Genomic DNA, 22919 nt, shown 5'->3' with positions numbered 1-22919 from the left:
TCACCACATCCGCGAGACCGCCCGATGAGGCCCCGTACGACGCTGGCCGTCGTCGCCCTGGCTCTGGCCGCGGCGAGCTGCGGCGGCGGAGGACAGGAACGGGCGAGCGGCCCCGTCGAGATCACCATCTGGCACGGCCAGGAGGACGCCTCGGCGAAGTCGATCGAGAAACTGGTCGCCCGGTTCAACCAGAGTCACCCCGACGTCAAGGTCAGCACCGAGTCCGGCGGCGCGACCGCAGACGGCATGCTACCCAAGATCACTGCCGCGCTCACCTCGGACGCCTACCCCGACATCGCCTACCTGTACGGCTCCTGGGCCCCCAACGTGGCCAGGAACCCCAAGACCGCCGACCTCACCTCCCAGGTCAAGGACCCGGCCGTCGGCTGGGACGACTTCTGGGCCAACGAGCGCGAGGCGGTCACCGTCCAGGGCAAGGTCATCGGCTTCCCCGCCGTCGTGGACAACATGGTGGTCCTCTACAACAAGGAGCTGCTGGCCAAGGCTGGCGTCAAGGCCCCCGGCCCCGACTGGACCTGGGACGACTTCCGCGACATCGCCAGGAAGACCACCGACGCGCAGAAGGGCGTCTTCGGCACCACCTGGGCGATCAGCGGCGGCGAGGAGGCCGTCTGGGGGCTGTGGCCGCTGCTGTGGCAGGCGGGCGGCGACATCCTCACCCCCGACCACAAGAGGTCGGCGTTCAACTCCGCGGCCGGGCAGCAGGCGCTCGGCCTGGTCCGGAGCATGGCCGTGGACGACAAGTCGGTCTATCTCGACTCCAGCCCGGCCGAGAAGGGCCAGAAGCTGTTCGAGTCCGGACGGCTGGCCATGTTCCTCTCCGGCCCCTGGGTGCTGCCCGACCTCCAGGCGGCCAAGGTCGACTACGGCGTCGCGCGGCTGCCCGGCACCGGCGGCAACCACGAGACCGTCTCCGGCCCGGACAACTGGGTGGTCTTCGAGCACGACGAGCGCCGCGTCAAGGCGGCGACCACGTTCCTGAGCTGGCTGACGGCCGCGGAGCAGCAGCTCGTGTGGATGAGCGACACGGGCTCGCTGCCCATCAGGGAGTCGATCACCAAGCTGCCCGGCTACCAGCAGTATCTGCAGAAATATCCGGGCATCGAGGTGATCTCCGAGAACCTGGCCAACGCCAAGCGGGTCAGGCCGCCCACCACCAAGTACCCCCGCGTGTCGTCCTTCGTCGCCGAGGCCATCGCGCAGGCGCTGCTGGGCAGGGCCGACGCCAAGACCGCCCTGGACGAGGCCGCCGCCAAGTCCGACGCGGTGCTGGCGGTGCCGGGCTCATGAGCAGCGCCGCCGTCGGCGCGCCCGCCGCCCGGCACGCCAGGAGGACCCGCGGGCTCGGCGACCACGTCGCGGGCTGGTCGTTCGCGGGCCCCGCCACGCTGATCATCCTCGGGTTCGCGCTGGTGCCGATGGCGTGGGCGCTGGCGCTGTCGTTCACCGACTCCGACCTGATGAAGACGCCCGAGAACGTCGGCCTGGACAACTACCGGGCGCTGTTCCAGGACCCGGTGTTCTTCCAGGCCGTGCGCAACACCGGGCTGCTGCTGGTGCTCTACATCCCCGCCTCGCTGGTCTTCGGCCTGGTGGTGGCGGTGCTGCTGAACAGGAAGGTGCGCGGGATCGGGTTCTACCGGACCGCCTTCCTGGTTCCGTACGTGGCCTCGGCCACTTCGGCCGGCCTGCTCATGGGCTACATCTTCGACCGCGACTTCGGCCTGATGAACGGCGTGCTCGGCCGGCTCGGCCTGCCGCTCCAGGGCTTCCTGAGCAGCCCGTCCCAGGCCATGTACGTGCTCACGCTGATCTTCTTCTGGACCCGGTTCGGCTTCGCCGTGGTGATCTACCTGGCCGCCGTCCAGGAGATCGACAAGGCGGTGCTGGAGGCGGCCTCCATCGACGGCGCGGGCCGGTGGGCCACGTTCCGGCACATCATCGTCCCGTCCGTACGGCCGATCACGGTCTTCCTCGCGGTCTGGGGCGTGATCGACGCGCTGCAGTTCTTCGACCTGGTCATGACCACCACCCAGGGCGGCCCGGCCAGCGCGACCGTGACCATCGTCTACTACGTCTGGCAGCTCGCCTTCCGCTACTCGGCCGCCGGGTACGGCGCGGCCGTGGCGTACACGCTGTTCGCCGGGACGCTGCTGCTGATCGTCGTCGGCCTGGTGGTCGCGCGGCGGAGAGGGGCCGTGCGATGAGGCGACGCCTGCCCAGCAAGTGGCATCTGGTGCTCGCGCCGATGTCGGTGGTGACGCTGCTGCCGTTCGTGTGGCTGGTGCTCAGCTCGGTCATGACGCAGGCCGAGCTGAACAGGTTCCCGCCGCCGATCCTGCCGGAGGGCATCGACCTCGGCGGCTACCGCACGGTCATGGAGCGCTCCGACTTCCCCCGCTGGTTCCTCAACAGCGTGCTGGTGTCGAGCGCCATCGTGGCGGCCCAGGTCGTGCTCTGCAGCATGGCCGGGTACGCCTTCGCCCGGATCCGCTTCATCGGCTCCCGGCTGACGCTGGTCCTGATCATCGCGACCGCGCTGATCCCGTTCCAGCTCACCGTGATCCCGACGTTCCTGATGTTCAGCCGGGCCGGGCTGGTGGACACGCTCGGGGCGCTGGTCATCCCGCAGCTCAGCTCGTCGGTCGGGATCTACCTGATGACGTCGTTCTTCCAGTCCTTCCCGAGGGAGCTGGAGGAGGCGGCGCGGATCGACGGGTGCTCGCGGGTCGCGCTGTTCTTCCGGGTGGTGCTGCCGGTCGCCAAGCCGGCGCTGGCGGCGCTCGCCGTGATCACGTTCATCACCGCCTGGAACGACCTCTTCTGGCCGCTGGTGGTGATCAACTCCGAGGCGAACTACACCGTGCAGGCGGGGCTGACCACGTTCCAGGGCCAGCACCGGGCCGACTGGCCCGCGATCATGGCGGGCACGGTGCTGACCACGCTGCCGGTGCTGGCGGTGTTCCTGTTCGGCCAGCGCCGGTTCGTGCAGGCGCTGACCGGGGCGGTCAAGGGGTGAGGCCGCGGTAGGGGTTGGCGGGCAGGCCGGTGTGGGGGGTGCGGCAGCGCCACAGCTCCCCGCCGGCGCCGCCGTCCCAGGCGGTGGTCACGTAGAGCACGTCGAGGTCGGGGCCGCCGAATGCGCAGCTCGTCACGTTGGCCGCGGGGACCTCCACGGTGAGGTCCGTACGCCCGTCCGGCCGCAGCCGCACGACCGCCGCGCCGCCCCACAGCGCGACCCATACGTGGCCGGCGGCGTCCACCGTCAGGCCGTCGGGGCCCGGGAGGGCGGCGAACTCCCGGCGGGCGTCGAGCGTGCCGGTCGCCGGGTCGTAGTCGAAGACGTCGATCCGGTCGGTCGCGGTGTCCACGTAGTACATCAGGCGCTCGTCGGGGCTCCAGCCGACGCCGTTCGAGATCGTGACGCCGTCCAGCACCTTGTCGCACGTACGGTCCTGGGTCAGGCGGTAGAGCGAGCCCGCGCCGGGGGTGTCGTCCTCGGCCTTGGTGCCGGCGAAGAAGCGGCCCGCGCGGTCGCAGGCGCCGTCGTTCATCCGGTTGCCCTCGGGCTCCGGCGGCCGGGCGACCAGCTCGGTGCGGCCGTCCGCGTGCCGGGCGAAGCCGTCCCTGAGGGCCAGCATGAGGCCGCCGGAGGCGTGCGGCACGGCGACGCCGACCGGCTGCCCCAGCTCGATCGTCTCCCGCTCGTCGCCGGCCGGGTCCAGCCGGTGCACGTGGCCGGCGGGGATGTCGACCCACAGCAGGGTGCCCGTGGCGGCGTCCCACCTCGGGCCCTCCGCCAGGGCGGCACGGGGGACGGGGACCTTCTCCAGCTTCATGCCTTGCGTCCTTCTGATCCGTGATACGGAACGGGATTCCGCACTCCCTCCGACCGTAGCCGGTCGAGGTCCCCTTGAGGAGAGGGGGTGGAGGCGGGTGTTCGGGGGTGGGGTCAGACCTGGGCGGAGATGGCGCGGCGGAGGCCGAGGCCGACCTCTTCGAGGCGGGCGACCGACATGCGGTCCTTGATCGCGGTCACGCTCACCGCCGCCACCGGCGCGGTCTTGCCCAGGAAGACCGGCGCCGCCACGCACCGCACCCCCGGCTCGTTCTCCTCCAGGTCGAGCGCGTAGCCCCGCTGCCTGACCTGGTCGAGGTGGGTGGCCAGCTTGGCGGGGTTGGTGATCGTGTTCCTGGTCCTGGCCGACAGCGGCCCGTAGCGCTCGGCCCACGCCTTGACCGCCTCGTCCGTCGGGTACGTCCAGGCCAGCAGCGCCTTGCCGACGCCCGTGCAGTGGGCCGCGTTGCGCCCGCCGACCACCGAGGTCATGGTGATCGACCGCACCGCCTCGACCTTGTCCAGGTAGACGACCTCGCAGCCGTCGAGCATGGCCATGTGCACGGTCTCGGAGAACTCCTCGCTCAGCCGCAGCAGCAGCGGCCGGACGAGCGTGCGCAGGTCCATCGTCTCGTAGAACCGGAAGGCCGTGGCCAGCATCTCGGTGCCCAGGAAGTACGGCCCGCTCGGCTCCGGCTGGGCCGCGAAACCCCGGTGCTTCAACGCCCCGAGCAGGCGGTGGAGCGAGCTCTTCGGCAGCCGCAGCCGGGTGGCCAGCTCGTCGAGCGTCACTCCCCTGCTGTGTCTCCCGATCTCCTGCAGGATCAGCAGGGCACGATCGACGCTCCCCACAGGGGACTGGGTCTCAGCCACTGAACTCTCCCTCGCCTGTTCCGCTGATCGGAATGCTAGCGCGTAATGCGGAACAGTCCGCACACGCGGTCGCACAGTGGTCGTCTCAGCGTAGTCAGCACAGCCCTGTGTCAGCACAGAGCTCAGGGAAAGGAACGGGCGGCTACGCCCGGCGGGGGTCGAGCTCGGCGACCGGGACGCGCCGGAAGGCGATGCGCTCGTACGGCCCGAAGTCGCCGGTCTCGAACAGCAGCCCCACCGTGTCGCCGTCCACCCTGACCAGGTCGGAGTAGGCGGCGGGCAGGCCCGACACGGTGTGCACCGGATGCCAGGTGGCCCCGGCGTCGGTGCTCGCCCGTACCGTCATCAGGGCCCGCGCGTCGGGCGCGGCCGGGCCGGAGAACAGCAGCACGCCGGGCGGCTCGCACCACAGCACGCTGCCCTCCACCACCGGCCCCACCAGCCCGGCCTGCGGGCGGAAGGGCAGGTCGAGCCGCTGACCGCCGTCGGAGGAGCAGGCGTCGGCGCGGGTGCCCGGCGCGGCGGAGTCCGTCCTGGCGTTGAGGTAGAGGCGGCCGTCGGGCAGCTCGGTCGCGGTCGTCTCGTTGACGTTGACGTAGCCGTCGGGGTTGTCGTCCACGTAGCCGATGCGCCAGGTACGGCCGCCGTCGTCGCTGAGCAGCGCGTGGCCGCCGTTGTAGCGGCCCTCGGTGCCGTCGTCCGAGCCGGACGGGGGCAGGGAGTGGTTGCCCGGCACCACGACCCGCCCGCTCCGGAGCCGGACGGCGTGCCCGGGGCCGGTGGCGTACCAGCGCCACTCCGGCCGCCTGACCTGGGCGGTGATCTCGCGCGGGGCCGGCCAGGTGACCCCGTCGTCCGCGCTGACCTGGACGAACACCCGCCGCCCGGCGGCCGCCGGCACCTGGCCGCGTCTGATCTTCTCCTCCGTCGCCGACGGGCCCTGCCGGACGGTGACGAGCAGGATCCGGCCGTCGTCCAGCACCACGGGCGCGGGGTTGCCGACCGTGCCGCGGTTCGGCTCCGTGGCGACCACCTGGAGCGGGCCCCACGTCAGGCCACCGTCGGACGACCGCCTGAGCACCAGGTCGATGTGCCCCGAGTCGCCGGCGGACCCGCGCCGCCCCTCGGCGAAGGCGAGGAGCGTCCCGGCCCCGGTCACCGCGACCGCCGGGATGCGGAAGGTGTGATAGCCCTCGGTCGCCGCCCGGTACACCACCGACGTGGGGTAAGGAGTCATGCGCGAACGCTAGGCCCGGCAGGTGAACGTCTGCCGACCTCCGGCGGACGTCCCGATGCCAGCCCGGCGGCCAGGCAGGCCAGCGGGAGAGCCGGTACGACGTACCGCACGTCGTACCCGGTCAGGAAGGACGGCGCCACGACCAGCACGGCGGCGGCCACGCCGGGCAGCAGCGCGTCCGGCCGCCGCCGCAAGGCCGCCACCGCCAGCGCGCCTCCGAGCAGCGCCAGGAGCACCGGGTACGGCAGGTAGCCGAAGCGCTGGTAGGCCCGCAGCCAGCCCGCGTAGGGCTCGACGATCCGCAGGTCCGCCGGCCCGCCCTCGTACGCCCCGGCGATCCGCCGTACGGACGCGCGCAGCGGGCGCTCCTCGTAGGGGAACCAGTACGGATTGACCTTGCTGTTCGACGCCTTCCTGGCCGTGGTGCGCTCCCAGCGCAGCAGCCACCGCAGGTCGCGCCCGACGGCGGCCAGGTAGTCGCCGGGCTGGGCGAGGACGGCCTCGCGGGCGAAGCGGCCGGCCAGCGCGTTCCGGTCGCCTTGGACGGCGGCCAGGGTGGGCCCCCACATCCAGTGGGCGGGAGAGGGCCGCCCGGCCACCGGCGTCCGCGGGCAGAGGGGGGCCAGCTCGGGCTCCGGCCTGATGACCGAGCAGTCGGCGAAGGTCGTCGTGCGGGCCCACAGGAACAGGCCGTCGGCCTTGGTCAGGCCGAAGGTGCCGCTGGTGGCCCACATCCAGGAGGCGTACCCGAGCAGCGGCGCCGCGCCCGCCAGGACCAGGCAGACCAGCGCGCGCGGCCCGGGACGGCGCAGCAGCAGGCAGGCGGCGGCCACCACGAGGACGGCCACCCCGATCGTGCGGGTGACGGCGGCCAGCCCGAGCAGGACGCCGCCGGCGGCCGCCGTGACCGGGGTGAGCCGGCCCGACAGCGCCAGGATCCCGGCCGTGACCAGCACGGTGAACAGCGCGTCCGCCATGATCATGTGTTCCAGCAGGATCAGGAGCTCGTCGTACAGCAGCGGCGCGACGACGGCCGTCGCGCCCCAGCCGGGCAGGCCGCGCCGCCGCAGCAGGGCGTAGACGGCCACGGCGAGCGCCGGCCCGGACGCGTGCTGCACGGCGGCCACCAGCGCCAGGCTCTTCCCGGGCCCGAGCGCGGCCAGGAAGAGCGCGTACCCGAGCGGCCGGAACGTCCCGGGCACGGGGTCGCCGGCGGCCTCCAGATAGGAGAACGAGTCCGCCCAGAACCACAGCGCGGGCCGGTACCCCGCCATCGCGAGCAGCCGCAGCGCGACGGCGGGCACCAGCGCGACCAGCAGCGCCCGATGCCGCCTCAGGGCGTTTCCGGGCAGCACGAACACAGGAGACGGCGCCGGCATGGGGAAGCTCCTTCAGGAGGGTGCCGAGCGGGCTCCCCCGGACGGCGCGGGCATCTACCCGGTCTCTCCGTCGCGGGCCGGAAGGGTTCACGCGTGGCCACCTCGGGCGGCGCGAGCAGGGCATGAAAGAGTGCGAATCGAAGACGAGTGTGGGGAGGCAGCGTGGCTGAGGAGTTCGACGTCATCGTGATCGGGGCCGGTCCGGCGGGCGAGAACGTCGTCGCGCGGGCGGTGCGCGGCGGGTTGAGCGCCGCGATCGTCGAGGAGCGGCTGGCCGGCGGCGAGTGCTCCTACTGGGCGTGCATCCCGAGCAAGGCGCTGCTGCGCCCGGTCGACCTGGCCGGCGAGGTGTCCCGGGTGCCCGGGCTCTCGCTCGGGCCGATCGACGTGGCCGCGGTGCTCGCCCGGCGCGACGAGGCGGTCTCACGCTACGACGACTCCGGGCAGGTGAGCTGGGTCGAGGGCGTGCCGGCGGAGTTCGTCCGCGGCAGGGGGCGGCTCGACGGCGAGCGGCGGGTGGTCGTCACGACCCCCGACGGCGGCGAGCGGGTGCTCACGGCCCGGCAGGCGGTCGTGCTGGCCACCGGCAGCACGGCGGCGGTCCCGCCGGTGCCGGGCATGGCCGAGGCCAAGCCGTGGACCAGCCACGAGGTCACCGCCGCGACCAAGGTGCCCGAACGCCTGGTGGTGATCGGCGGCGGCGTGGTCGCCTGCGAGATGGCGCAGGCCATGCACGGGCTCGGCGCCCGGCAGACGACCGTGCTGGTGCGCGGCGGCGGGCTGCTCGCCAGGATCGAGCCGTTCGCGGGCGAGCTGGTGGCCCGGTCGTTCGCCGAGGCGGGCATCGACGTGCGCCTGCACACCGACGTGGTCAGGGTCGAGCGGCCCGAGCCGGGCGGCAAGGTGACCGTGCACCTGTCGGAGGGTCCGCCGCTGGAGGCCGACGAGCTGCTGGTGGCCACCGGCCGCAAGGTCGCCACGCGCGGGATCGGGCTGGACACGGTCGGCCTGCCCGACGACGCGCCCGTCGAGGTGGACGACAGCATGCGTGCCACCGGCGTGCCGGGCGGCTGGCTCTACGCCGTCGGCGACGTCAACGGGCGCGCGCTGCTCACCCACATGGGCAAGTACCAGGCCAGGATCTGCGGCGACGTGATCGCGGCGCGGGCGCACGGCGACGACCTGCCCGCCATGCGCGACGTCGCCGACGGCTTCGGCGCGCCGCAGGTGGTCTTCACCGACCCGCAGGTCTGCGCGGTCGGCCGTACGGAGGCCGAGGCCAGGGAGGCCGGCTTCCGGGTGCGCGCGGTGGAGTACGACCTCGGCTCGGTGTCGGGCGCGTACCTGCTGGGCGACGGCTACCGGGGCCACGCCAAGGCCGTGGTGGACGAGGACAGGAAGGTGCTGCTCGGCGTCACCTTCGCCGGTCCCGGCGTCGGCGAGCTGCTGCACGCCGCCACGATCGCGGTCACCGGCGAGGTGCCGCTCGACCGGCTCTGGCACGCCGTGCCGTCGTTCCCGACCGTGAGCGAGATCTGGCTGCGGCTGCTGGAGACCTACGGATTGTAGGAGGCCACGTCCGGCATCCCCCCGGGCCAGGGCGGGGGGACGGCGCCCACCGTCAGCTCCGCCACGGTCTCATCGACGCTGCCGCGCAGCTCGACGTGGGAGAGCAGGTCCGTCAGCCGCAGCACCGACAGCAGGTGCTCGGACGGGCTGACCACGATGATCCGCCCGCCCGGCTCCGCCTCCATCCGCTGGATCGCCGTGGCCAGCACGCCGATGGCCGAGGAGTCGTAGAAGACCAGGTCGGCCAGGTCGAAGACGAGGACGGGTCCCGGCGACCAGTCCCACACCGTGTCGATGTGGGCGCTGAACCTGACCCGTCCCGCGTGGTCGAGCTCGCCCGTGGCGCGCATGACCGTGCACTGCTGATGCCGGATCGTCTCGATGCTCAAACCGTTCCCGCCCACCCATGACAACTGCCCTCAGAGCGGCGTTATCACCGGTGATCACTATTTTCCGGGAAATGTCAGATGCTCACCGGCTCTAGTCTGACGTTCCGGACTCCAGCGTCGGCAGGACCCCCGGCACCCGCTCGATCACCACGAGGAACGGCGAGACCGTCGGGCTCGGCAGGACGAGCTCGGTGACGTTCCCGTGGACGGTCTGCCCGAAGGGCCCGGCCACGCCGTCCCTGAGGCTGTAGACGCGCTCCACCGTGGGGGCCGCCGTGCCGAGGAGCTTCTTGGTGGCGTGCCGCAGCCAGCGCAGCTCGCTGTTGACCCGCCGCCAGGTCGCCGGGATCATGCTGGCCGCCTCCGCCTTCGTGCCCAGCCGCAGCGTGATCCGCCCGCTGGCGCCGAAGGTGTCGCGCAGCACCGGGTTGACCACGAACATGCCCGACCGCAGGACGCGCACGCCCTGCCGGTTGACGTTGGCCAGGCCGCCGCCGCTGATCAGCGAGGACAGCTCGCAGCGGGAGCCGTCGAGCGTGTCGGGGTCGTAGTCGACGGCCGGCGGCTCCTCGAACACGATCTTGTTCAGCCGCAGCCCGGCCGCTCCGTCGTCCTGGACCCGGCCGGACAGGAACGTGCGCACCTCGTCGCAGACGCCGTCGCCCTCCATGATGTCCAGGGCCTCGACGCAGATCAGCCCGTCGTCCGGGATCTCCTCGGGGGTCAGGTCGAAGGCCACGCGGGCGTGCGGGTTGCGGCCGCGCAGCAGCACGCACTGGCGCAGGCGTCCCTGGGAACGGATCTGGACGCACCGGGGCGTCGTGAAGTCGGGGCCCGTCCTGCCGTTGTGCCAGCCGCTGACCGACCGCTCGTCCATGGACAGCGACATCTGCACCCGCAGCGGCCGCCCCTGCGCGGACACCTTGAAGCCGACCAGCCCAGACGTCTCGAACCTGCCCACGATCTGGCTGCCCCGGTGCAACCGGTCGATCACCTGCAGCGCGGGGAACCGCCCGCTGGTCACGTGGACGGGCGGGATCGCGGGCAGGATCACCGGGTCGAGCTCTGTGATGGGTCCTGTTCCGGTCATCGGGCGCTCCTCGCGGGGGTCAGTGTGGTCTTGGCCAGGTCCTGGAAGTCGAATCGGGTGAGTACGGGGTCGCGGCGCTCCCACATGCGGCGCACCGCGTCGAAGAGCGGGTCGCCGTCGGGCTCGGCGTGCCGCAGGGCGACCGCCAGGGCCCGCGGATAGTCGGGGCCGAGCTCCCAGCGCGGCAGGATCTGGGTCGGCACGTCGGCGCCGCAGCGGCGCAGCCACAGCCACAGGCGGGCGCGCTCGCGCTGCTCCGGGCCGAGGATCGTCTCCGCCTTGCCGTGCACGGCGACCGCCTCGCCGAGCCGGTCGCGCAGCTCCTCCGGCGTGCGCGCGAGGTGGGTGGCCCCGCATGCGGCGCCCTCCGACCAGCCGGCCTGGATGACGGGGACGCCGAAGGCGGGCAGGTCGCTGCCGCCGAACGTGACCGCGACGTCGGTCATGCTCCACAGGATGTTCGGCGACAGCAGGCCGGAGCGCAGGCGGTCGAGGAACAGCCAGTTGGCCGACTCCTCGGCGGCCGCGTACCGCTCGGTCTCCTCGAACAGCTCGGTGTCGCGGCCCGGCATGTGGCCGAAGACCGTGACCGTGGGCCGGCCGGGGTCCAGGCGCAGCCTGGAGCAGCCGTAGAGGCGGAGCTGGCGGCGTTCGGTGTCGGTGCGGACCTGGTAGCCCTCCTTGGCCCGCCAGGCCGTACGCTCGGCGCTCGGCCGGATCGCCTCCCTGTTGGGCCAGATCTGACGCTCGAAGAACTCCGCCACCCGGCCGGGCAGCTCCTCGCCGAAGGAGACCGGGGTCTGGTCCGGGAACAGCGCGTACGCCTGCAGCGACCCGGTGCCGTGCACGTGCACGACCGGGATGTCGGTGCGCACGCCGGGATCGACCCGGCTGGTGACGAGCGCGTCGGGCGGCCCGAGATCGGCGGCGGCCCCGAACGCCTCGGCCAGCGGCCGCCACCGCGGGTCGGTGAGCACGACCAGCCGGGCCGACAGCAGCCCGCACACGGCCTTGGCGACCAGGACGGTGCGCACCACCGCCCGGACGTCCTCGTCGAACGCCTCGGCCACCACGCAACCCGTGTCGCCCGCGCTGTCCCCCCAGTACGCCCTGGCGGCCGAGACCAGTTGATCGACCTGCTCCTCGTCGTCCACGACACGACGCATGAAACCCTCCACCAAGGCCAGGAAGAATCGCCCCGGTGAACGTTGCCAGACCCCCGCGCGCGCACCCGCGCGACAACACGCTTCTTTGCCCGGCGCTGCCCGAATCTCAGACGGCCTCGACCTGGTCGATGACGAAACGGCTGTTGGGGATGGCCGGAGCCCGCCACGACGGCATGCGCAGGTCCTGGGCCGGCACGCCGTACGTCATCCAGCGGGTCAGCGCGGTCACCGCCAGCTTCATCAGGTCCACGGTGATCCACTCGCCGGGGCACCGGTGGCCTTCGTAGTGGTCGCCGCCGCCCTGGGGGACGAAGTCGTACTCGCCGCCGTCCCATTCGGCGAACCGTTCCGGGCGGAACTCGCCTGGACGGTCCCACAGGCGCGGGTCGTGGTCGATGCCGTACAGGTCGAGCAGTGCCCGCCGGCCCTGCGGGAAGTGCTCGCCGTGCCAGGTGAACGGCCTGGCCACCTTGGCGGCGACGAACGGGAAGAACGGGTAGAACCGGCGTACCTCCTGGACGAAGTGCTCGACGAACTGCTCGTCGCCCTCGCGGACGCGCTCGTAGTACTCCGGGTGGGCGTGCAGGGCCATGGCCGCGAACGTCACGAACCTGGCCACCGCCACCGTGGGCCGCAGCACGTTGTGCAGCTCGACGGCCGCGCTCCTGGCCGGGAGCAGGGTGCCGTCGGGGTCGCGGTAGCCCGCGATCAGGCCGGTCACCGTGCCGGCGAAGCGGCCGGGCTCTTCCCGGGCGAGGCGGATCAGGCCGGACAGCCACAGGTCGCCCTTGATCCGGGCGTACCGGCCGCGCAGGTAGCGGGGGCCGAGCCCGCCGCCGCCCTCGATGGCCGCCTGGAGGGTGGCGGTGACCTCGGGCACCCGCGCGGGCGGCAGCGGCACGCCCGTCCAGTCGCAGACCGCCTGGCACAGCAGCCTGCTGACCTCCTCGTACAGGACGACCCGCGGCATGCCCTGCCAGGCGCGGATGCGCTCGCGCCAGCGCCGGCCGGCCAGCTCGGCCAGCCGGTCGCGGCCCTGCCGGCCCATCAGCGACATGAACATGGCCTTGCGCGCCCGGTGGGTCTCGCCGTCGAGGGCCTGCACGCCGTTCCTGCCGAACAGCGTCGCCTGGAGCCGCCGGGGGGCGGCGCCGTCCCGGACGAACAGCTCGGGGTCGTAGAAGACCTCGGCGGCCTGCGCGCCGGTCATGCAGATCGTCGGCTGGAGCAGCAGCCGCGTCTCGAAGACGTCGGAGCCGAGCCGCCGCGCCCGGTCGCCGATGAAGCGGTACGGGTCGAGCAGCAGGGTCAGGGTGTCGTCCAGGACCGGCCTCCGGCGCGGAGCGGTGACCGGCTCACGGACCCGCGCCTGCTCGCGTGGCAACACTCGGTGAGAAGTCATGACCACGCCCTATCCCCGCAGACCCACAGGAAACGAATTCGACGGGAAACCCGGCGAACCAAATCCCGTGCTTCGGCGTCTCACCCGGGGTAGAAGCATCCACCGCCGGCGCGCGCTTCGTCTTTTTTACAGAGAGCAGGTCATGGGCGGGTTTAGGATGCACCCAAAAGCCGAGATGGGGAGGTTTTTCCGCATGGGTTCCCGAATGTCGAGCATCGTGCGCCTGACCGGGGCTGCGATGGCCGCGGGAGTGGTGGCCGCGGCCATCGCGCTGCCGGCGGTCGGCGGCACCGGAGCGATGTTCGTCTCGGCGTCCGAGGAACTGAACATCAAACCGGAAGACCTCAAAGAACCGCCGCTCGCCGAGAAGACGACGGTCCTCGACGCCAAGGGCAACCAGATCGCCCAGTTCTACGAGGAGTACCGCGAGAACGTCTCGCTCGACGAGGTGGCCGACATCATGAAGACGGCCATCATCTCCATCGAGGACTACCGCTTCTACGAGCACGGCGCGATCGACATCGAGGGCACCGTGCGCGCCCTGGCCAAGAACCTCAGCAGGGGCGGCATCGCCCAGGGTGGCTCCTCCATCACCCAGCAGTACGTCAAGCAGGTGCTGCTCAACTCGGCCACCACCGAGAAGGAGAAGAACGCGGCCCTCGAAGCCAGCTACGCCCGCAAGCTCAAGGAGCTGCGCTACGCGATGGCGGTCGAGGAGAAGTACAGCAAGAACGAGATCCTCGGCAAGTACCTCAACATCGCCTACTTCGGCGCCGGCGCGTACGGCGTCGAGGCGGCGGCCAAGCGCTTCTTCGGCGTGTCGGCGGCCGAGCTGACGCTCCCCCAGGCGGCCACGCTGGCCGGCGCGGTCCAGGACCCGAACCGCACCGACCCCAACCTCGGCAAGGACTCGCGCGCCCAGCTGCTCAACCGGCGCAACGTGGTGCTCGACCGGATGCTGGAGCTCAAGAAGATCACGCCTGAGCAGCACCAGGAGGCCAGGGCCAAGAAGCTCGGCTACAAGGGCACCCCGCTGCCCGGCGGCTGCGGCGCCAGCCAGTACCCGTACTTCTGCATGTACGTGCGCAACGAGATCCTGAGCAACCCGGCCTTCGGCAAGACCAAGAAGGCCCGCACCCAGTTCCTCAACCGGGGCGGCCTGGAGATCAAGACCACGATCGACCCGAAGATGCAGAAGGCCGCCGAGGAGGCCATCAAGAAGCACGTCTACGCCTCCGACAACCCGGTCGCCTCCGAGGCCCTGGTCAAGCCGGGCACGGGCGAGATCAAGGCCATGGCCGCCAGCCGCAAGTACGGCAACTCCAAGCGCAAGCACGAGATGTCGTACAACGTGGTGGCCGACGCGGTGCACGGCGGCGGCGTCGGCTTCCAGGCCGGCTCGACGTTCAAGACGTTCACCCTGCTCACCGCGCTCAAGCAGGGCATGAAGATCAACGACGGCTTCAACGTGGGCAGCGGCTACACCGCCCCCAACTACTGGGCGTTCAAGAACTGCAAGGGCCAGAACGTCGGCGACCCGAGCCACACCGTCACCAACGACGAGGGCGGCGGCGGCTTCAAGTCGCTGGCCACCGGCACCTGGGGCTCGGTGAACACGTTCTTCATGACGCTGGAGCAGAAGGTCGGCCTCTGCAAGGTGGTCGAGACCGCCAAGTCGCTCGGCATCAAGCGCTCCGACGGCGGCAAGCTCCAGGAGTTCGAGACGTTCACGCTCGGCATCAACGAGATGGACCCGGTGACCGTGGCCACGGCCTACGCGGCGATCGGCGCGCGCGGCAAGTACTGCCCGCCGACGGCCATCACCCAGATCAAGGACCGCAACGGCAAGGTGACCGAGTACAAGCCGAAGTGCACCCAGGCGTTCGACCCGGAGGTCGCCGACGCGGCGGCGAACATCCTGTCCGGCGTCTTCACCAAGGGCACGATGCGCGGGGTCGGCGGCATCGGCCGCCCGGCGGCGGGCAAGACCGGCACCACCGACGACCAGGCCACCGCCTGGTTCGCCGGGTTCACCCCCGACCTGGCCGGCGCGGTCAGCATCGGCGACCCGCGCGGCTCGACGACCCACAAGCTGAACAGCATCACCATCGGCGGCAAGTACTACCCCTCGGTCTTCGGCGCCTCGATCCCCGGCCCGATCTGGAACGCCACCATGAAGGCCGCGCTCAAGGGCACCCCGGCGACGGCCTTCACCCCGGTCGACTCCTCCCGCTTCGGCGGCTGCGGCCAGGGCTGCGCCCCCCGCAGGGAGGAGCCCGACGACCGGGGCCAGGACCTCGTCGACGTCAACCCCAACCCCGACGGCGACTTCGGCCCCGGCCAGGGTTACCAGAACGGCGACGGCAACGGTCACGGCCGCGGCCGGGGCAGGCGCTAGAGACGGACGTCAGGGGTATCCGGCGCGTCCCGGATACCCCTAACGGATGGTCAATATGTCGTGATCCACCTGCGGCGGGAAAACCTCCGGCGGGAACCACCGCCCCCACCTGAGCAGATTCGGCGGGCGTCCGCACAACCGGACGCACCCCCTGCAAAGGCCCTATTAACAGCGGCGAAACATTGGTAACGTGGGAGCGCTCCCAGGATCTTTCCGCGAGGTGCTCCATGACCGAGCAGCCCACACTGGCACAGGTGGCGGCCGCTGCAGGGGTTTCCCCCGCGACCGCATCTCGAGTCCTCACGGGCTCGGTGCGGGTCAGTACCTCGACCCGCCGGCAAGTCTACGACGCCGTCTCCCGCATGGGCTACGTCCGACAACGCGCCCCCAGGGGCAGCGCCGCCAAGACGCTGACCGACGGCGTCACGGCGGTGATCTGCGACCATCTCCCCCGCCTGTTCTCCGAGCCCTACTACGCCAGGCTCCTGTCCGCCGCCGGAGCGGTGATCGCCGAGCACGGCACCCACCTCATGGTGACGACCGTGACGCCCACCTCCTCCACGCTGCCCGCGCTGTCGGGCGCCGTCCTCATCGTCGGCGCGCGGGAACGCCATCCGCTGGCCATCAAGCTGTCCACCGCCGGCATCCCGGTCCGCAACATCGGCCGGCCGCCCCACGACCTCAAGCTGCCCTACGCCGACGTGGACAACCTCGACGGCGGCCGGCAGGCGGCCGAGCACCTGCTGTTGCAGGGCCGCAGGAACGTGGCGGCCATCGGCGGCCCGCCCTCCCTGCCCGCCGCCCGCGACCGGCTCGAAGGGCTCGTCCGCACCCTGCGGTCGGCCGGCGCCCCCGACGTGCCCGTGGCCTACGGCGACTTCACCGCGGCCTCGGGCACGCACGCCATGCAGTGGCTGTTACGCCACGCGCCGGGCCTGGACGCCGTCTTCGTCGCCTCCGACCTGATGGCGGCCGGCGCGATCCAGGCCCTGCGCCGGGCCGGCCGCAAGGTGCCCGCGGACGTCGCCGTGATCGGCTTCGACGACGCCCCCGTGGCCCGGCACACCGTCCCGGCGCTGACCACCATCCGCCAGCCCGTCGAGGAGCTCGCCACGGTCGCCACCCGCCTGCTCCTGACCGGGGCGACGGGGATCGACCCCGTCCTCCCCACGGAACTGGTCATCCGTGAGTCAGCTTGAGCCGGGGGACGTGCTGGCCCGGCGGTACCTGCTGCTGGACCCGCTGGCCCACGGCGGCATGTCGGTCATCTGGCGTGCCTTCGACCAGTCGTTGCAGCGGCTGGTCGCGGTCAAGGTGCTGACCGCCTCCCTCCACACCGACCACGGCGAACGCGTCCGGGTGCGCAGCGAGGCCCGCGCCGCGGCCCGGTTCATCCACCGGGACTCGATCGAGATCTACGACTACGGCGAGACCGTCACCGCGAAGGGCGGCGTGGCCGCGTACGTGGTGATGCCCCTGCTCGACGGCACCCCGCTGGCCGAGCGCATCGCCGAGGGGCCGCTGCCGTGGACCGAGGCGGCGGCCATCGCCCTGCGGCTGGCCCGGGTGCTGATGGCCGGGCACGCCCGCGGCCTGGTCCACCGGGACGTCACCGCCGAGAACGTGCTGCTCACCGCCGACGGCCCCAAGCTGCTCGACTTCGGCATCGCGGCCTGGGCCGGCGACCCGGACGACGACCGCGGCACCCCGCCCTACGTCGCCCCCGAACGCCTCCACGGCGCCCCCACCCACCCGGCCGTGGACGTGTACGCCCTGGGCGTGCTGCTGTTCGCCATGCTCACCGGGCGCACCCCGTACCCGGAGACGACGTGGGAGGAGATCGAGGCGGCGCGCCGGACCGATCCCCCGCCCCGGGTGACCGGCGTGCCGCACGGCGTCGCCTCGCTCTGCCAGAGCTGCCTGGCGCACCTGCCCGAGGAGCGGCCCACGGCCGAGGAGATCGTCGGCGCGCTGACCTCGGCGCTCGGCACGGCCGGGATCGCCCGGCAGGTGCGGCGCGGGGTGACGGTGGCCGGGTCGGCGCTGCTGGCGCTCACCGTGCTGCTGTGGTTCCAGCGGTCCGAGCCGGAGCCGGTGCTGTCGCCGCAGGTCACGCCGTCGATCGCACGGTCGGCCACGCCGTCGGTCACGCCCTCCGCCGCGGCGTCGGCCGGCCGGGCGCTGCGGAGCTCACCGGCCGGATCGGTCACCGTCGAGCAGGCCGTGGACGGCTTCCACGACTCGCTCGAAGACGGCGAACCGTGCGACGCGACCGACGCCGACGTGGTGCTCGACCTCAAGCAGGTGCTCGACTCGCTGGTCCGCGGCCCGGCGGTCACCGGCACGGCCGAGGTGCGGCGCAAGGTCGCCGACCGGGCCAGGGAGGGCCGCCTGGCCCCCGCCTGCCGGGCGGAGCTGGAGGCCAGGCTCAAGGTGATCGACCGGGCCATGGAACCCGGCTGAGGGGCACGGCGGGATCCGCGCCCCTCGCGACGGCCGGGTCAGGCGCAGGCGTACCCGGAGGGCAGCCGCGTGTCGCCGTCGGGCCGGCCGGCCTGGAAGCCGAACGTCGTGCTCGCGTTCGGGGCCAGTGTGCCGTTGTAGGGGAGGTTCCGCACGGTCACGGCGCCGCCGCTGACGGAGACGTTCGCGCCCCACGAGCCGGTGATCGTGTGGCCCGGCGGGAGGGTGAAGGTGACGGTCCAGCCGTCGAGGGTGGCGGTGCCGCGGTTGGTGACGGTGACCGGCTGGATGACGTAGCCGTTGCTCCAGGCGTTCTGGGTGGTCGCGGTCGCGGCGCAGCCGCCGCCTCCGCCGCCGCTCTGGGTGGTGACCGTGACGGCCGCGGACTCGGGTGAGAGGTTGCCGGCGCCGTCACGGGCCCTGACGCGGTAGCGGTAGGTCGTGGCGGGGGTCAGGCCGGTGTCGGTGTAGGACGTCGTGGCGCTGGTGCCGACCTGGGTGAAGGTGTCGCCGGTGGCGCGCAGGACGTCGTAGCCGGCCAGGCCGCTGCCGCCGGTGTCGGTGGAGGCGCCCCAGGTGAGCGTGGTGGCGGCGGAGGTCGTGCCGGAGGCGGCCGGGGTGCCCGGCGTGGTCGGCGGCGTCCGGTCGGTGGTGCCGCCCGAGCCGAAGGAGAAGGAGTCCACGGCCAGCCCCGCGCCGCCCACCCAGGGCTCGAACCCGGCCTGGACGCTGGTCAGGTACCACGACCGCTGCGCGTAACCGCGGCTGACGGCGTCGGCGTAGAAGGTGTCGACGGCGAAGTCCAGCGAGGAGGCCGCCGAGGTGCGCACGTAGGAGACGACGTTCCAGCCGATGTTGCCGTACCAGACCTGCCAGGTGCCGCCGGCCAGGGTCGCGGTGCCGACCTGGGAGCCGACCGGCTGGATCGAGCCGCGCTTGTTGAGCCAGATCATCACCTCCGCGCCGGTGTTCTGGCCGTCGGTGCGGGGGGTGGGGTCGAACCAGATGTCGTAGGCGGCGTCCCAGGTGCCGGAGGCGGGGTAGGTCATGGCGACCGTGGACCTCAGCGCGCCGAAGCCCGGCGAGCTCGCCTGCGCGGGCAGGCCGCTGCCGGTGGTGCAGGCGGCGTAGTGGCAGCCCGCGTAGACGGCCGGGTAGGCGGCGGGGGCGCCGTTCGTGGCCTTGTCGTGGTCGGCCCGGGTGACGGTGAAGCCGCCGTTCTGGTTGACGTCGACGCACTGCGCGGTGTCGGCGCCCCAGACGTTGTTCATGACGATGTAGCGGCCGTTCTGGACCGTGGCCGAGCCCCACTTCTCGCACAGCACCGGGGCGGCCTGCGCCGGTGCCGCGAGCAGGCCGGCGCCGAGCAGCGCCGCGACGGCCAGGATCGTGATCTGCACGCGCCTCATGGCATGTTGCTCCCGCTTCTCTGGTCGGGGGAGGTGCCGGGAGCGCTCTCCGGTTGAGGAGGGAAGATGGGAGCGCTCCCATCGTCCAGGCTCCCGGCGTCGCCCTGCCCACGGCAAGCGGCCGCGCCCGCGCCCGCCGGGCCGGTGCCGGGCCACCAGGGCAACCGTGACCGGGATCGGCTGAAAGTTTCACACCGCGTTGTCGGGACGGCGCCGCCCATGGTTCAATGCGCTGGCCGGGCGGGCTGATCGTGGGCGTTCCTGTGTTCCCCTGCGCGAAGGAATCCCCATGAAACACTTTCGGACGGCGGCGCTCACCGCCGCCCTGGTCCTGCTGGCCACCGTCCTGATCGCGCCGCCGCAGGCGCAGGCCCACGGCGTGTCCATGTTCCCCGGCGCCCGCACCTTCCTGTGCTGGCAGGACGGCCTGCGCGAGAACGGCCAGATCCAGTCCTACAACCCGGCCTGCGCGGCGGCCGTCGCCCAGAGCGGCGCGACCCCGCTCTACAACTGGTTCGCCGTGCTGCGTTCCGACGGCGCCGGGCGCACCAGCGGCTTCATCCCCGACGGCCAGCTCTGCAGCGGCGGCACCGGCGGCCCCTACGACTTCACCGCCTACAACGCCGTCCGCTCCGACTGGCCGCAGACCCACCTGACCTCGGGCGCGACCATCCAGATGCGGCACAGCAACTGGGCCCAGCACCCCGGCACCTTCGTCTACTACGTCACCAAGAACGGCTGGAACCCCGACGGCCCGCTCAAGTGGTCGGACCTGGAGTCGTTCGGCAGCGTCACCAACCCGCCCGCCAGCGGCGGCCCCGGCGGGCTCAACTACTACTACTGGAACGCCCAGCTCCCCTCCGGCAAGACCGGGCGGCACATCATCTACACCCACTGGATCCGCTCCGACAGCAACGAGAACTTCTACAGCTGCTCCGACGTCGTCTTCGACGGCGGCAACGGCCAGGTCACCGGGGTCGGCCCCGGCGGCGGCACGCCCACGTCCACCCCGACGGTCACCCCCACGGTGACCCCGACGGTCACCCCGCCCCCCGGCGGCTGCACCGCCACCTGGAAGGCCACCGACACCGGCTGGGCCGGTCACTTCCAGGGCGAGGTGACGGTGAAGAACACCGGCACGGCGTCGCTGAACGGCTGGACGGTCAAGTGGACCTACTCCGGCGGCCAGGGCTTCGACGGCGCCCCCTGGAACGGCGTGCTGTCCGCCCAGCCGCCGAGCGTCTCCGTCAGGAACGCCTCCTACAACGGCCAGCTCGCGCCGAACGCGTCCACCACGTTCGGCTTCAACGCCACGGGCTCGATCCCGAGCCCCGCACCCGCGCTGACCTGCACGAGCCCGTGACCGGATCACGTCGCGGGAAGATCGCGGCAGGCGTCGCCCTGGCCGGCCTGGCGCTGGCCGGGGCGACGCTGTTCGCCGCCCACCAGGAGTCGGCGCGGCTCGACCAGGAGCTCGCCGCCCAGGTCACGCTGATCCTCGAACGGGCCACGCCGGAAGAGCACCACGACCACGGGCACGGGTTCGGGTCGCGGGTGGTGTGCGCGGTGGAGCCGTTCGGCACGGACCCGCCGGACGCCGCCGGCCTGGCCGAGGTGCGCTGGGTCTACGCCCGGCACCTGTGCGCGATCGTCGGCGAGAGCCGCGACTGGGCGATGTCCGTCCGGGCCTCGGGGCCCATCGCCGTCCGGCTGGGCGTGCCGCCGCAGGTCAAGGTGCCCGCCGCCGGGCCCGGATATCCGGAGCGGGTCCGGGCGCTGATCCCCGCTCGCTACCACGACGAGGCGTTCGCCGACTTCTCGGACGAGGCGGCCATCGACGCGGCCCGCGAGCGTTTCTCCCACGCCCAGGACCCGCGCTGACCGCTGCGCGAGGCCGGCGGGCGGCGCGAACGGACGCGGCCGGCTTGGGGGTTCGCCGGCCGCGTCCGCCCCATCCGGGCGGGATGGTGTCGCGGGCAGGATCAGTTGATCGGCCTCACCTCCTCCATCTCCGGCCGGCTCGTTCAGCCGGCGCAGGCGTAGCCGGACGGAACGGACGTGTCGCCGTCCGGACGACCGGCCTGGACCCCGAAACCGGTGGCGGCGCCGGGCGCGAGCGTGCCGTTGTAGCTCAGGTTCCGCGCGGTCACAGTCCGCCCGCTGACCGTCACCGCGGCGTTCCAGAAGCCGGTCACGGTGTGGCCGGCGGGCAGCGTGAACGTCACCGTCCAGCCGTTCCTGGCGGTCGTGCCGGTGTTGGTCACCGTGACGGGCTGCAGGACGTACCCGTTGCCCCACTGGCTCTGGACGGTCCCCGCGGCCGCGCAGCCGCCGTCGCCACCGCCGGCCAGGGTGGTGAAGGAGGCCGTGGGCGAGGCGGCCGACTGGTTGCCCGCCGCGTCCCTGGCCTTGACGTGCACCTGGTAGGCGGTCGAGGGCGACAGGCCGGTCAGGGTGATCGAGGCGGTGGCCGTCGCCCCGAGCGGGACGCCGGCCGAGGTGTAGACGTCGTAGCCGGTCACGCCCACGTTGTCGGTGGCGGCCGGCCAGGTCAGGGTGGCGCCGGACGAGGTGACGTTCGAGACCGCCGGGACGCCGGGGGCGCTCGGCGGCGTCGGGTCGGTGGCGCCGCCGCCGTAGACGGACGCCGGTCTGGCCGTGGCGGCGATGCCGTTGGCGCCGTTGAACAGCCGCTGCCCCCACGAGGTGAGCCGGGTGACGTCGAAGCCGGTGACCTGGTCGAGGTACTCCACGCCGCCGCCGTTGCCGCTCCACGACCAGCCCAGGTAGCCGAGGCCGCGGCTCACGGCCTGGGCCATGATCGTGTCCTCGTCGGGGTCGCCGTCGGAGTGGTTGAACCCGAACTCGCCGATGACCAGCGGCAGTCCGGCCGTCCGGAACGCGTCCAGGTAGGACGTGATCTCGGCGGCGGTGTCGTAGACGCCGTACATGTGCACCGAGAAGATCGTGTTCTTGTCGGGGTCGGCGGCGAGAACGGACGCGGCGTTGTCCCGCATGACGTTCTGCCAGTCCTGGCCCCAGGCGGGGGCGTCCACCATCAGCGCGTGGTGGATGCCGTTGGCGCGCAGCTTGGAGATCGCGGCCTTGGTGGCCTCGGCCCAGCCGGGCGTGGTGGCGTTGTTGCCGATCGGCTCGTTGCCGATGTTGACGACGACGTAGTCCTCCTGCCCGGCCAGGGCGCTCTTGACGCTGATCCAGTAGTCGGCGGCCTGGTCGAGCGTGTACGCGCCGCTCTGCTCGCCGTACCCGGTGGTGTCGTGGTCCTCCAGCACGCAGATGAGCTTGTTCTGCTTGCACAGGGAGACCACGCCGGCCACGTCGGAGGCGGAGTTGGCGCTCCACCGGCCGCCGCTGAGCACGACGCGCACGGTGTTGGCCTTCAGCGACTTGATGTCGGCGAACGCCTTGGTCTGGGACGGGTACCAGGTGTGGGCGTGGCTGGTGCCGCGCATCACGAACTCCTGGCCGTCGCCTTCCAGGATCTTCGTGCCGCTCACGTGGATGCCGGTGGCGGCCTGCGCCGCGGCGCCCGGCACGAGCAAGGAAGCGGCGACGAGCGCGGCGGCGAGCGCCGGCGCGGTGAACAGTGATCGCATGTGCTGCCTTTCCCTGGGCCGGTGGCTCCGCCCTCGCCCCCGCCCGGCGGCCGGGGCGAGGGCGGAGC

The 22919-nt window shown here is 72.4% G+C and carries 19 protein-coding genes; 9 read left to right on the top strand and 10 right to left on the bottom strand.

Features of this window, described 5'->3' with window-relative positions:
- Window positions 1–24 precede the first annotated feature (24 nt).
- From ACIBQ8_RS28125 to ACIBQ8_RS28115, 3 genes are read left to right on the top strand one after another with little or no spacing between them, the layout of a single operon-like run.
- On the top strand, window positions 25–1311 hold the full coding sequence (locus ACIBQ8_RS28125) for an ABC transporter substrate-binding protein (protein ID WP_397178588.1): 1287 nt from the start codon (window positions 25–27) through the stop codon (window positions 1309–1311).
- On the top strand, window positions 1308–2228 hold the full coding sequence (locus ACIBQ8_RS28120; protein WP_397193363.1) for a carbohydrate ABC transporter permease: 921 nt from the start codon (window positions 1308–1310) through the stop codon (window positions 2226–2228). The genes ACIBQ8_RS28125 and ACIBQ8_RS28120 overlap by 4 nt, the downstream gene beginning before the upstream one ends.
- On the top strand, window positions 2225–3040 hold the full coding sequence (locus tag ACIBQ8_RS28115) for a carbohydrate ABC transporter permease (RefSeq protein ID WP_397178586.1): 816 nt from the start codon (window positions 2225–2227) through the stop codon (window positions 3038–3040). The genes ACIBQ8_RS28120 and ACIBQ8_RS28115 overlap by 4 nt, the downstream gene beginning before the upstream one ends.
- Here ACIBQ8_RS28115 and ACIBQ8_RS28110 read toward each other — a convergent pair.
- From ACIBQ8_RS28110 to ACIBQ8_RS28095, 4 genes are all read right to left on the bottom strand, one after another.
- On the bottom strand, window positions 3030–3860 hold the full coding sequence (locus ACIBQ8_RS28110; protein ID WP_397178585.1) for an SMP-30/gluconolactonase/LRE family protein: 831 nt from the start codon (window positions 3858–3860) through the stop codon (window positions 3030–3032). The two genes, ACIBQ8_RS28115 and ACIBQ8_RS28110, sit on opposite strands and share 11 nt — an antisense overlap.
- A 113-nt stretch (window positions 3861–3973) precedes the next feature.
- Complete coding sequence (locus ACIBQ8_RS28105) at window positions 3974–4732, bottom strand: IclR family transcriptional regulator (RefSeq protein ID WP_397178584.1); 759 nt, start codon at window positions 4730–4732, stop codon at window positions 3974–3976.
- A gap of 142 nt (window positions 4733–4874) precedes the next feature.
- Window positions 4875–5969, bottom strand: coding sequence for an exo-alpha-sialidase (locus ACIBQ8_RS28100; protein ID WP_397193362.1), 1095 nt, complete (start codon window positions 5967–5969; stop codon window positions 4875–4877).
- Window positions 5966–7348, bottom strand: coding sequence for a hypothetical protein (locus ACIBQ8_RS28095; RefSeq protein WP_397193361.1), 1383 nt, complete (start codon window positions 7346–7348; stop codon window positions 5966–5968). The genes ACIBQ8_RS28100 and ACIBQ8_RS28095 overlap by 4 nt, the downstream gene beginning before the upstream one ends.
- 162 nt (window positions 7349–7510) lie before the next feature.
- On the opposite strand from ACIBQ8_RS28095, the gene ACIBQ8_RS28090 reads away from it, so the two are divergent.
- Window positions 7511–8917 (top strand): dihydrolipoyl dehydrogenase family protein, encoded by a 1407-nt coding sequence (locus ACIBQ8_RS28090; protein WP_397178581.1) that lies wholly within the window; start codon window positions 7511–7513, stop codon window positions 8915–8917.
- Here the strand turns inward: ACIBQ8_RS28090 and ACIBQ8_RS28085 are convergent.
- From ACIBQ8_RS28085 to ACIBQ8_RS28070, 4 genes are all read right to left on the bottom strand, one after another.
- Window positions 8905–9306, bottom strand: coding sequence for an STAS domain-containing protein (locus tag ACIBQ8_RS28085; protein WP_397178580.1), 402 nt, complete (start codon window positions 9304–9306; stop codon window positions 8905–8907). The genes ACIBQ8_RS28090 and ACIBQ8_RS28085 overlap by 13 nt on opposite strands.
- 91 nt (window positions 9307–9397) lie before the next feature.
- On the bottom strand, window positions 9398–10396 hold the full coding sequence (locus ACIBQ8_RS28080) for a hypothetical protein (RefSeq protein ID WP_397178579.1): 999 nt from the start codon (window positions 10394–10396) through the stop codon (window positions 9398–9400).
- Complete coding sequence (locus tag ACIBQ8_RS28075; RefSeq protein WP_397178578.1) at window positions 10393–11562, bottom strand: hypothetical protein; 1170 nt, start codon at window positions 11560–11562, stop codon at window positions 10393–10395. The genes ACIBQ8_RS28080 and ACIBQ8_RS28075 overlap by 4 nt, the downstream gene beginning before the upstream one ends.
- A gap of 106 nt (window positions 11563–11668) precedes the next feature.
- Entirely contained in the window at window positions 11669–12964 is a 1296-nt protein-coding gene (locus tag ACIBQ8_RS28070) for a cytochrome P450 (protein WP_397193360.1), read from the bottom strand.
- A 205-nt stretch (window positions 12965–13169) separates the two neighbouring features.
- Here ACIBQ8_RS28070 and ACIBQ8_RS28065 point away from each other — a divergent pair, with 205 nt between their 5' ends.
- The 3 genes from ACIBQ8_RS28065 to ACIBQ8_RS28055 all read left to right on the top strand — a co-directional run bounded on the left by ACIBQ8_RS28065 (window position 13170) and on the right by ACIBQ8_RS28055 (window position 17825).
- Window positions 13170–15362 carry a transglycosylase domain-containing protein gene (locus tag ACIBQ8_RS28065; protein ID WP_397178576.1) on the top strand — a complete coding sequence of 731 codons (2193 nt, stop codon included), beginning with the start codon at window positions 13170–13172 and terminating at the stop codon, window positions 15360–15362.
- Between the two features lie 227 nt (window positions 15363–15589).
- The gene (locus ACIBQ8_RS28060; protein ID WP_352325287.1) at window positions 15590–16561 is read left to right on the top strand and encodes a LacI family DNA-binding transcriptional regulator; all 972 of its coding nucleotides are present in this window, start codon (window positions 15590–15592) and stop codon (window positions 16559–16561) included.
- On the top strand, window positions 16548–17825 hold the full coding sequence (locus ACIBQ8_RS28055; RefSeq protein WP_397178575.1) for a serine/threonine-protein kinase: 1278 nt from the start codon (window positions 16548–16550) through the stop codon (window positions 17823–17825). The genes ACIBQ8_RS28060 and ACIBQ8_RS28055 overlap by 14 nt, the downstream gene beginning before the upstream one ends.
- 38 nt (window positions 17826–17863) lie before the next feature.
- Here ACIBQ8_RS28055 and ACIBQ8_RS28050 read toward each other — a convergent pair whose 3' ends face one another.
- A complete protein-coding gene (locus ACIBQ8_RS28050; RefSeq protein WP_397193359.1) occupies window positions 17864–19225 on the bottom strand; it encodes a cellulose binding domain-containing protein in 1362 nt (453 codons plus the stop codon).
- Window positions 19226–19523: 298 nt separating this feature from the next.
- Here ACIBQ8_RS28050 and ACIBQ8_RS28045 point away from each other — a divergent pair, with 298 nt between their 5' ends.
- A complete protein-coding gene (locus ACIBQ8_RS28045) occupies window positions 19524–20597 on the top strand; it encodes a lytic polysaccharide monooxygenase (protein WP_397193358.1) in 1074 nt (357 codons plus the stop codon).
- A complete protein-coding gene (locus ACIBQ8_RS28040; RefSeq protein WP_397193357.1) occupies window positions 20594–21115 on the top strand; it encodes a hypothetical protein in 522 nt (173 codons plus the stop codon). The genes ACIBQ8_RS28045 and ACIBQ8_RS28040 overlap by 4 nt, the downstream gene beginning before the upstream one ends.
- Window positions 21116–21258: 143 nt before the next feature.
- Here ACIBQ8_RS28040 and ACIBQ8_RS28035 read toward each other — a convergent pair whose 3' ends face one another.
- Window positions 21259–22851: a cellulase family glycosylhydrolase gene (locus tag ACIBQ8_RS28035; protein WP_397178572.1), complete on the bottom strand. Its 1593-nt coding sequence runs from the start codon at window positions 22849–22851 to the stop codon at window positions 21259–21261.
- Between the last annotated feature and the right edge of the window lie 68 nt (window positions 22852–22919).

The sequence above is a fragment of the Nonomuraea sp. NPDC049646 genome (assembly GCF_044465525.1).
GTDB lineage: Bacteria > Actinomycetota > Actinomycetes > Streptosporangiales > Streptosporangiaceae > Nonomuraea.
This window is presented reverse-complemented; position numbering and strand designations above follow the sequence as displayed.

Excerpts from the sequence above, each read along its gene's own strand:
- ACIBQ8_RS28125 (WP_397178588.1), top strand. The coding sequence starts at position 25 with ATGAGGCCCCGTACGACGCTGGCCGTCGTCGCCCTGGCTCTGGCCGCG.
- ACIBQ8_RS28120 (WP_397193363.1), top strand. The coding sequence starts at position 1,308 with ATGAGCAGCGCCGCCGTCGGCGCGCCCGCCGCCCGGCACGCCAGGAGG.
- ACIBQ8_RS28115 (WP_397178586.1), top strand. The coding sequence starts at position 2,225 with ATGAGGCGACGCCTGCCCAGCAAGTGGCATCTGGTGCTCGCGCCGATG.
- ACIBQ8_RS28110 (WP_397178585.1), bottom strand. The coding sequence starts at position 3,860 with ATGAAGCTGGAGAAGGTCCCCGTCCCCCGTGCCGCCCTGGCGGAGGGC.
- ACIBQ8_RS28100 (WP_397193362.1), bottom strand. The coding sequence starts at position 5,969 with ATGACTCCTTACCCCACGTCGGTGGTGTACCGGGCGGCGACCGAGGGC.
- ACIBQ8_RS28095 (WP_397193361.1), bottom strand. The coding sequence starts at position 7,348 with ATGCCGGCGCCGTCTCCTGTGTTCGTGCTGCCCGGAAACGCCCTGAGG.
- ACIBQ8_RS28080 (WP_397178579.1), bottom strand. The coding sequence starts at position 10,396 with ATGACCGGAACAGGACCCATCACAGAGCTCGACCCGGTGATCCTGCCC.
- ACIBQ8_RS28075 (WP_397178578.1), bottom strand. The coding sequence starts at position 11,562 with ATGCGTCGTGTCGTGGACGACGAGGAGCAGGTCGATCAACTGGTCTCG.
- ACIBQ8_RS28070 (WP_397193360.1), bottom strand. The coding sequence starts at position 12,964 with ATGACTTCTCACCGAGTGTTGCCACGCGAGCAGGCGCGGGTCCGTGAG.
- ACIBQ8_RS28065 (WP_397178576.1), top strand. The coding sequence starts at position 13,170 with ATGTCGAGCATCGTGCGCCTGACCGGGGCTGCGATGGCCGCGGGAGTG.
- ACIBQ8_RS28060 (WP_352325287.1), top strand. The coding sequence starts at position 15,590 with ATGACCGAGCAGCCCACACTGGCACAGGTGGCGGCCGCTGCAGGGGTT.
- ACIBQ8_RS28045 (WP_397193358.1), top strand. The coding sequence starts at position 19,524 with ATGAAACACTTTCGGACGGCGGCGCTCACCGCCGCCCTGGTCCTGCTG.
- ACIBQ8_RS28035 (WP_397178572.1), bottom strand. The coding sequence starts at position 22,851 with ATGCGATCACTGTTCACCGCGCCGGCGCTCGCCGCCGCGCTCGTCGCC.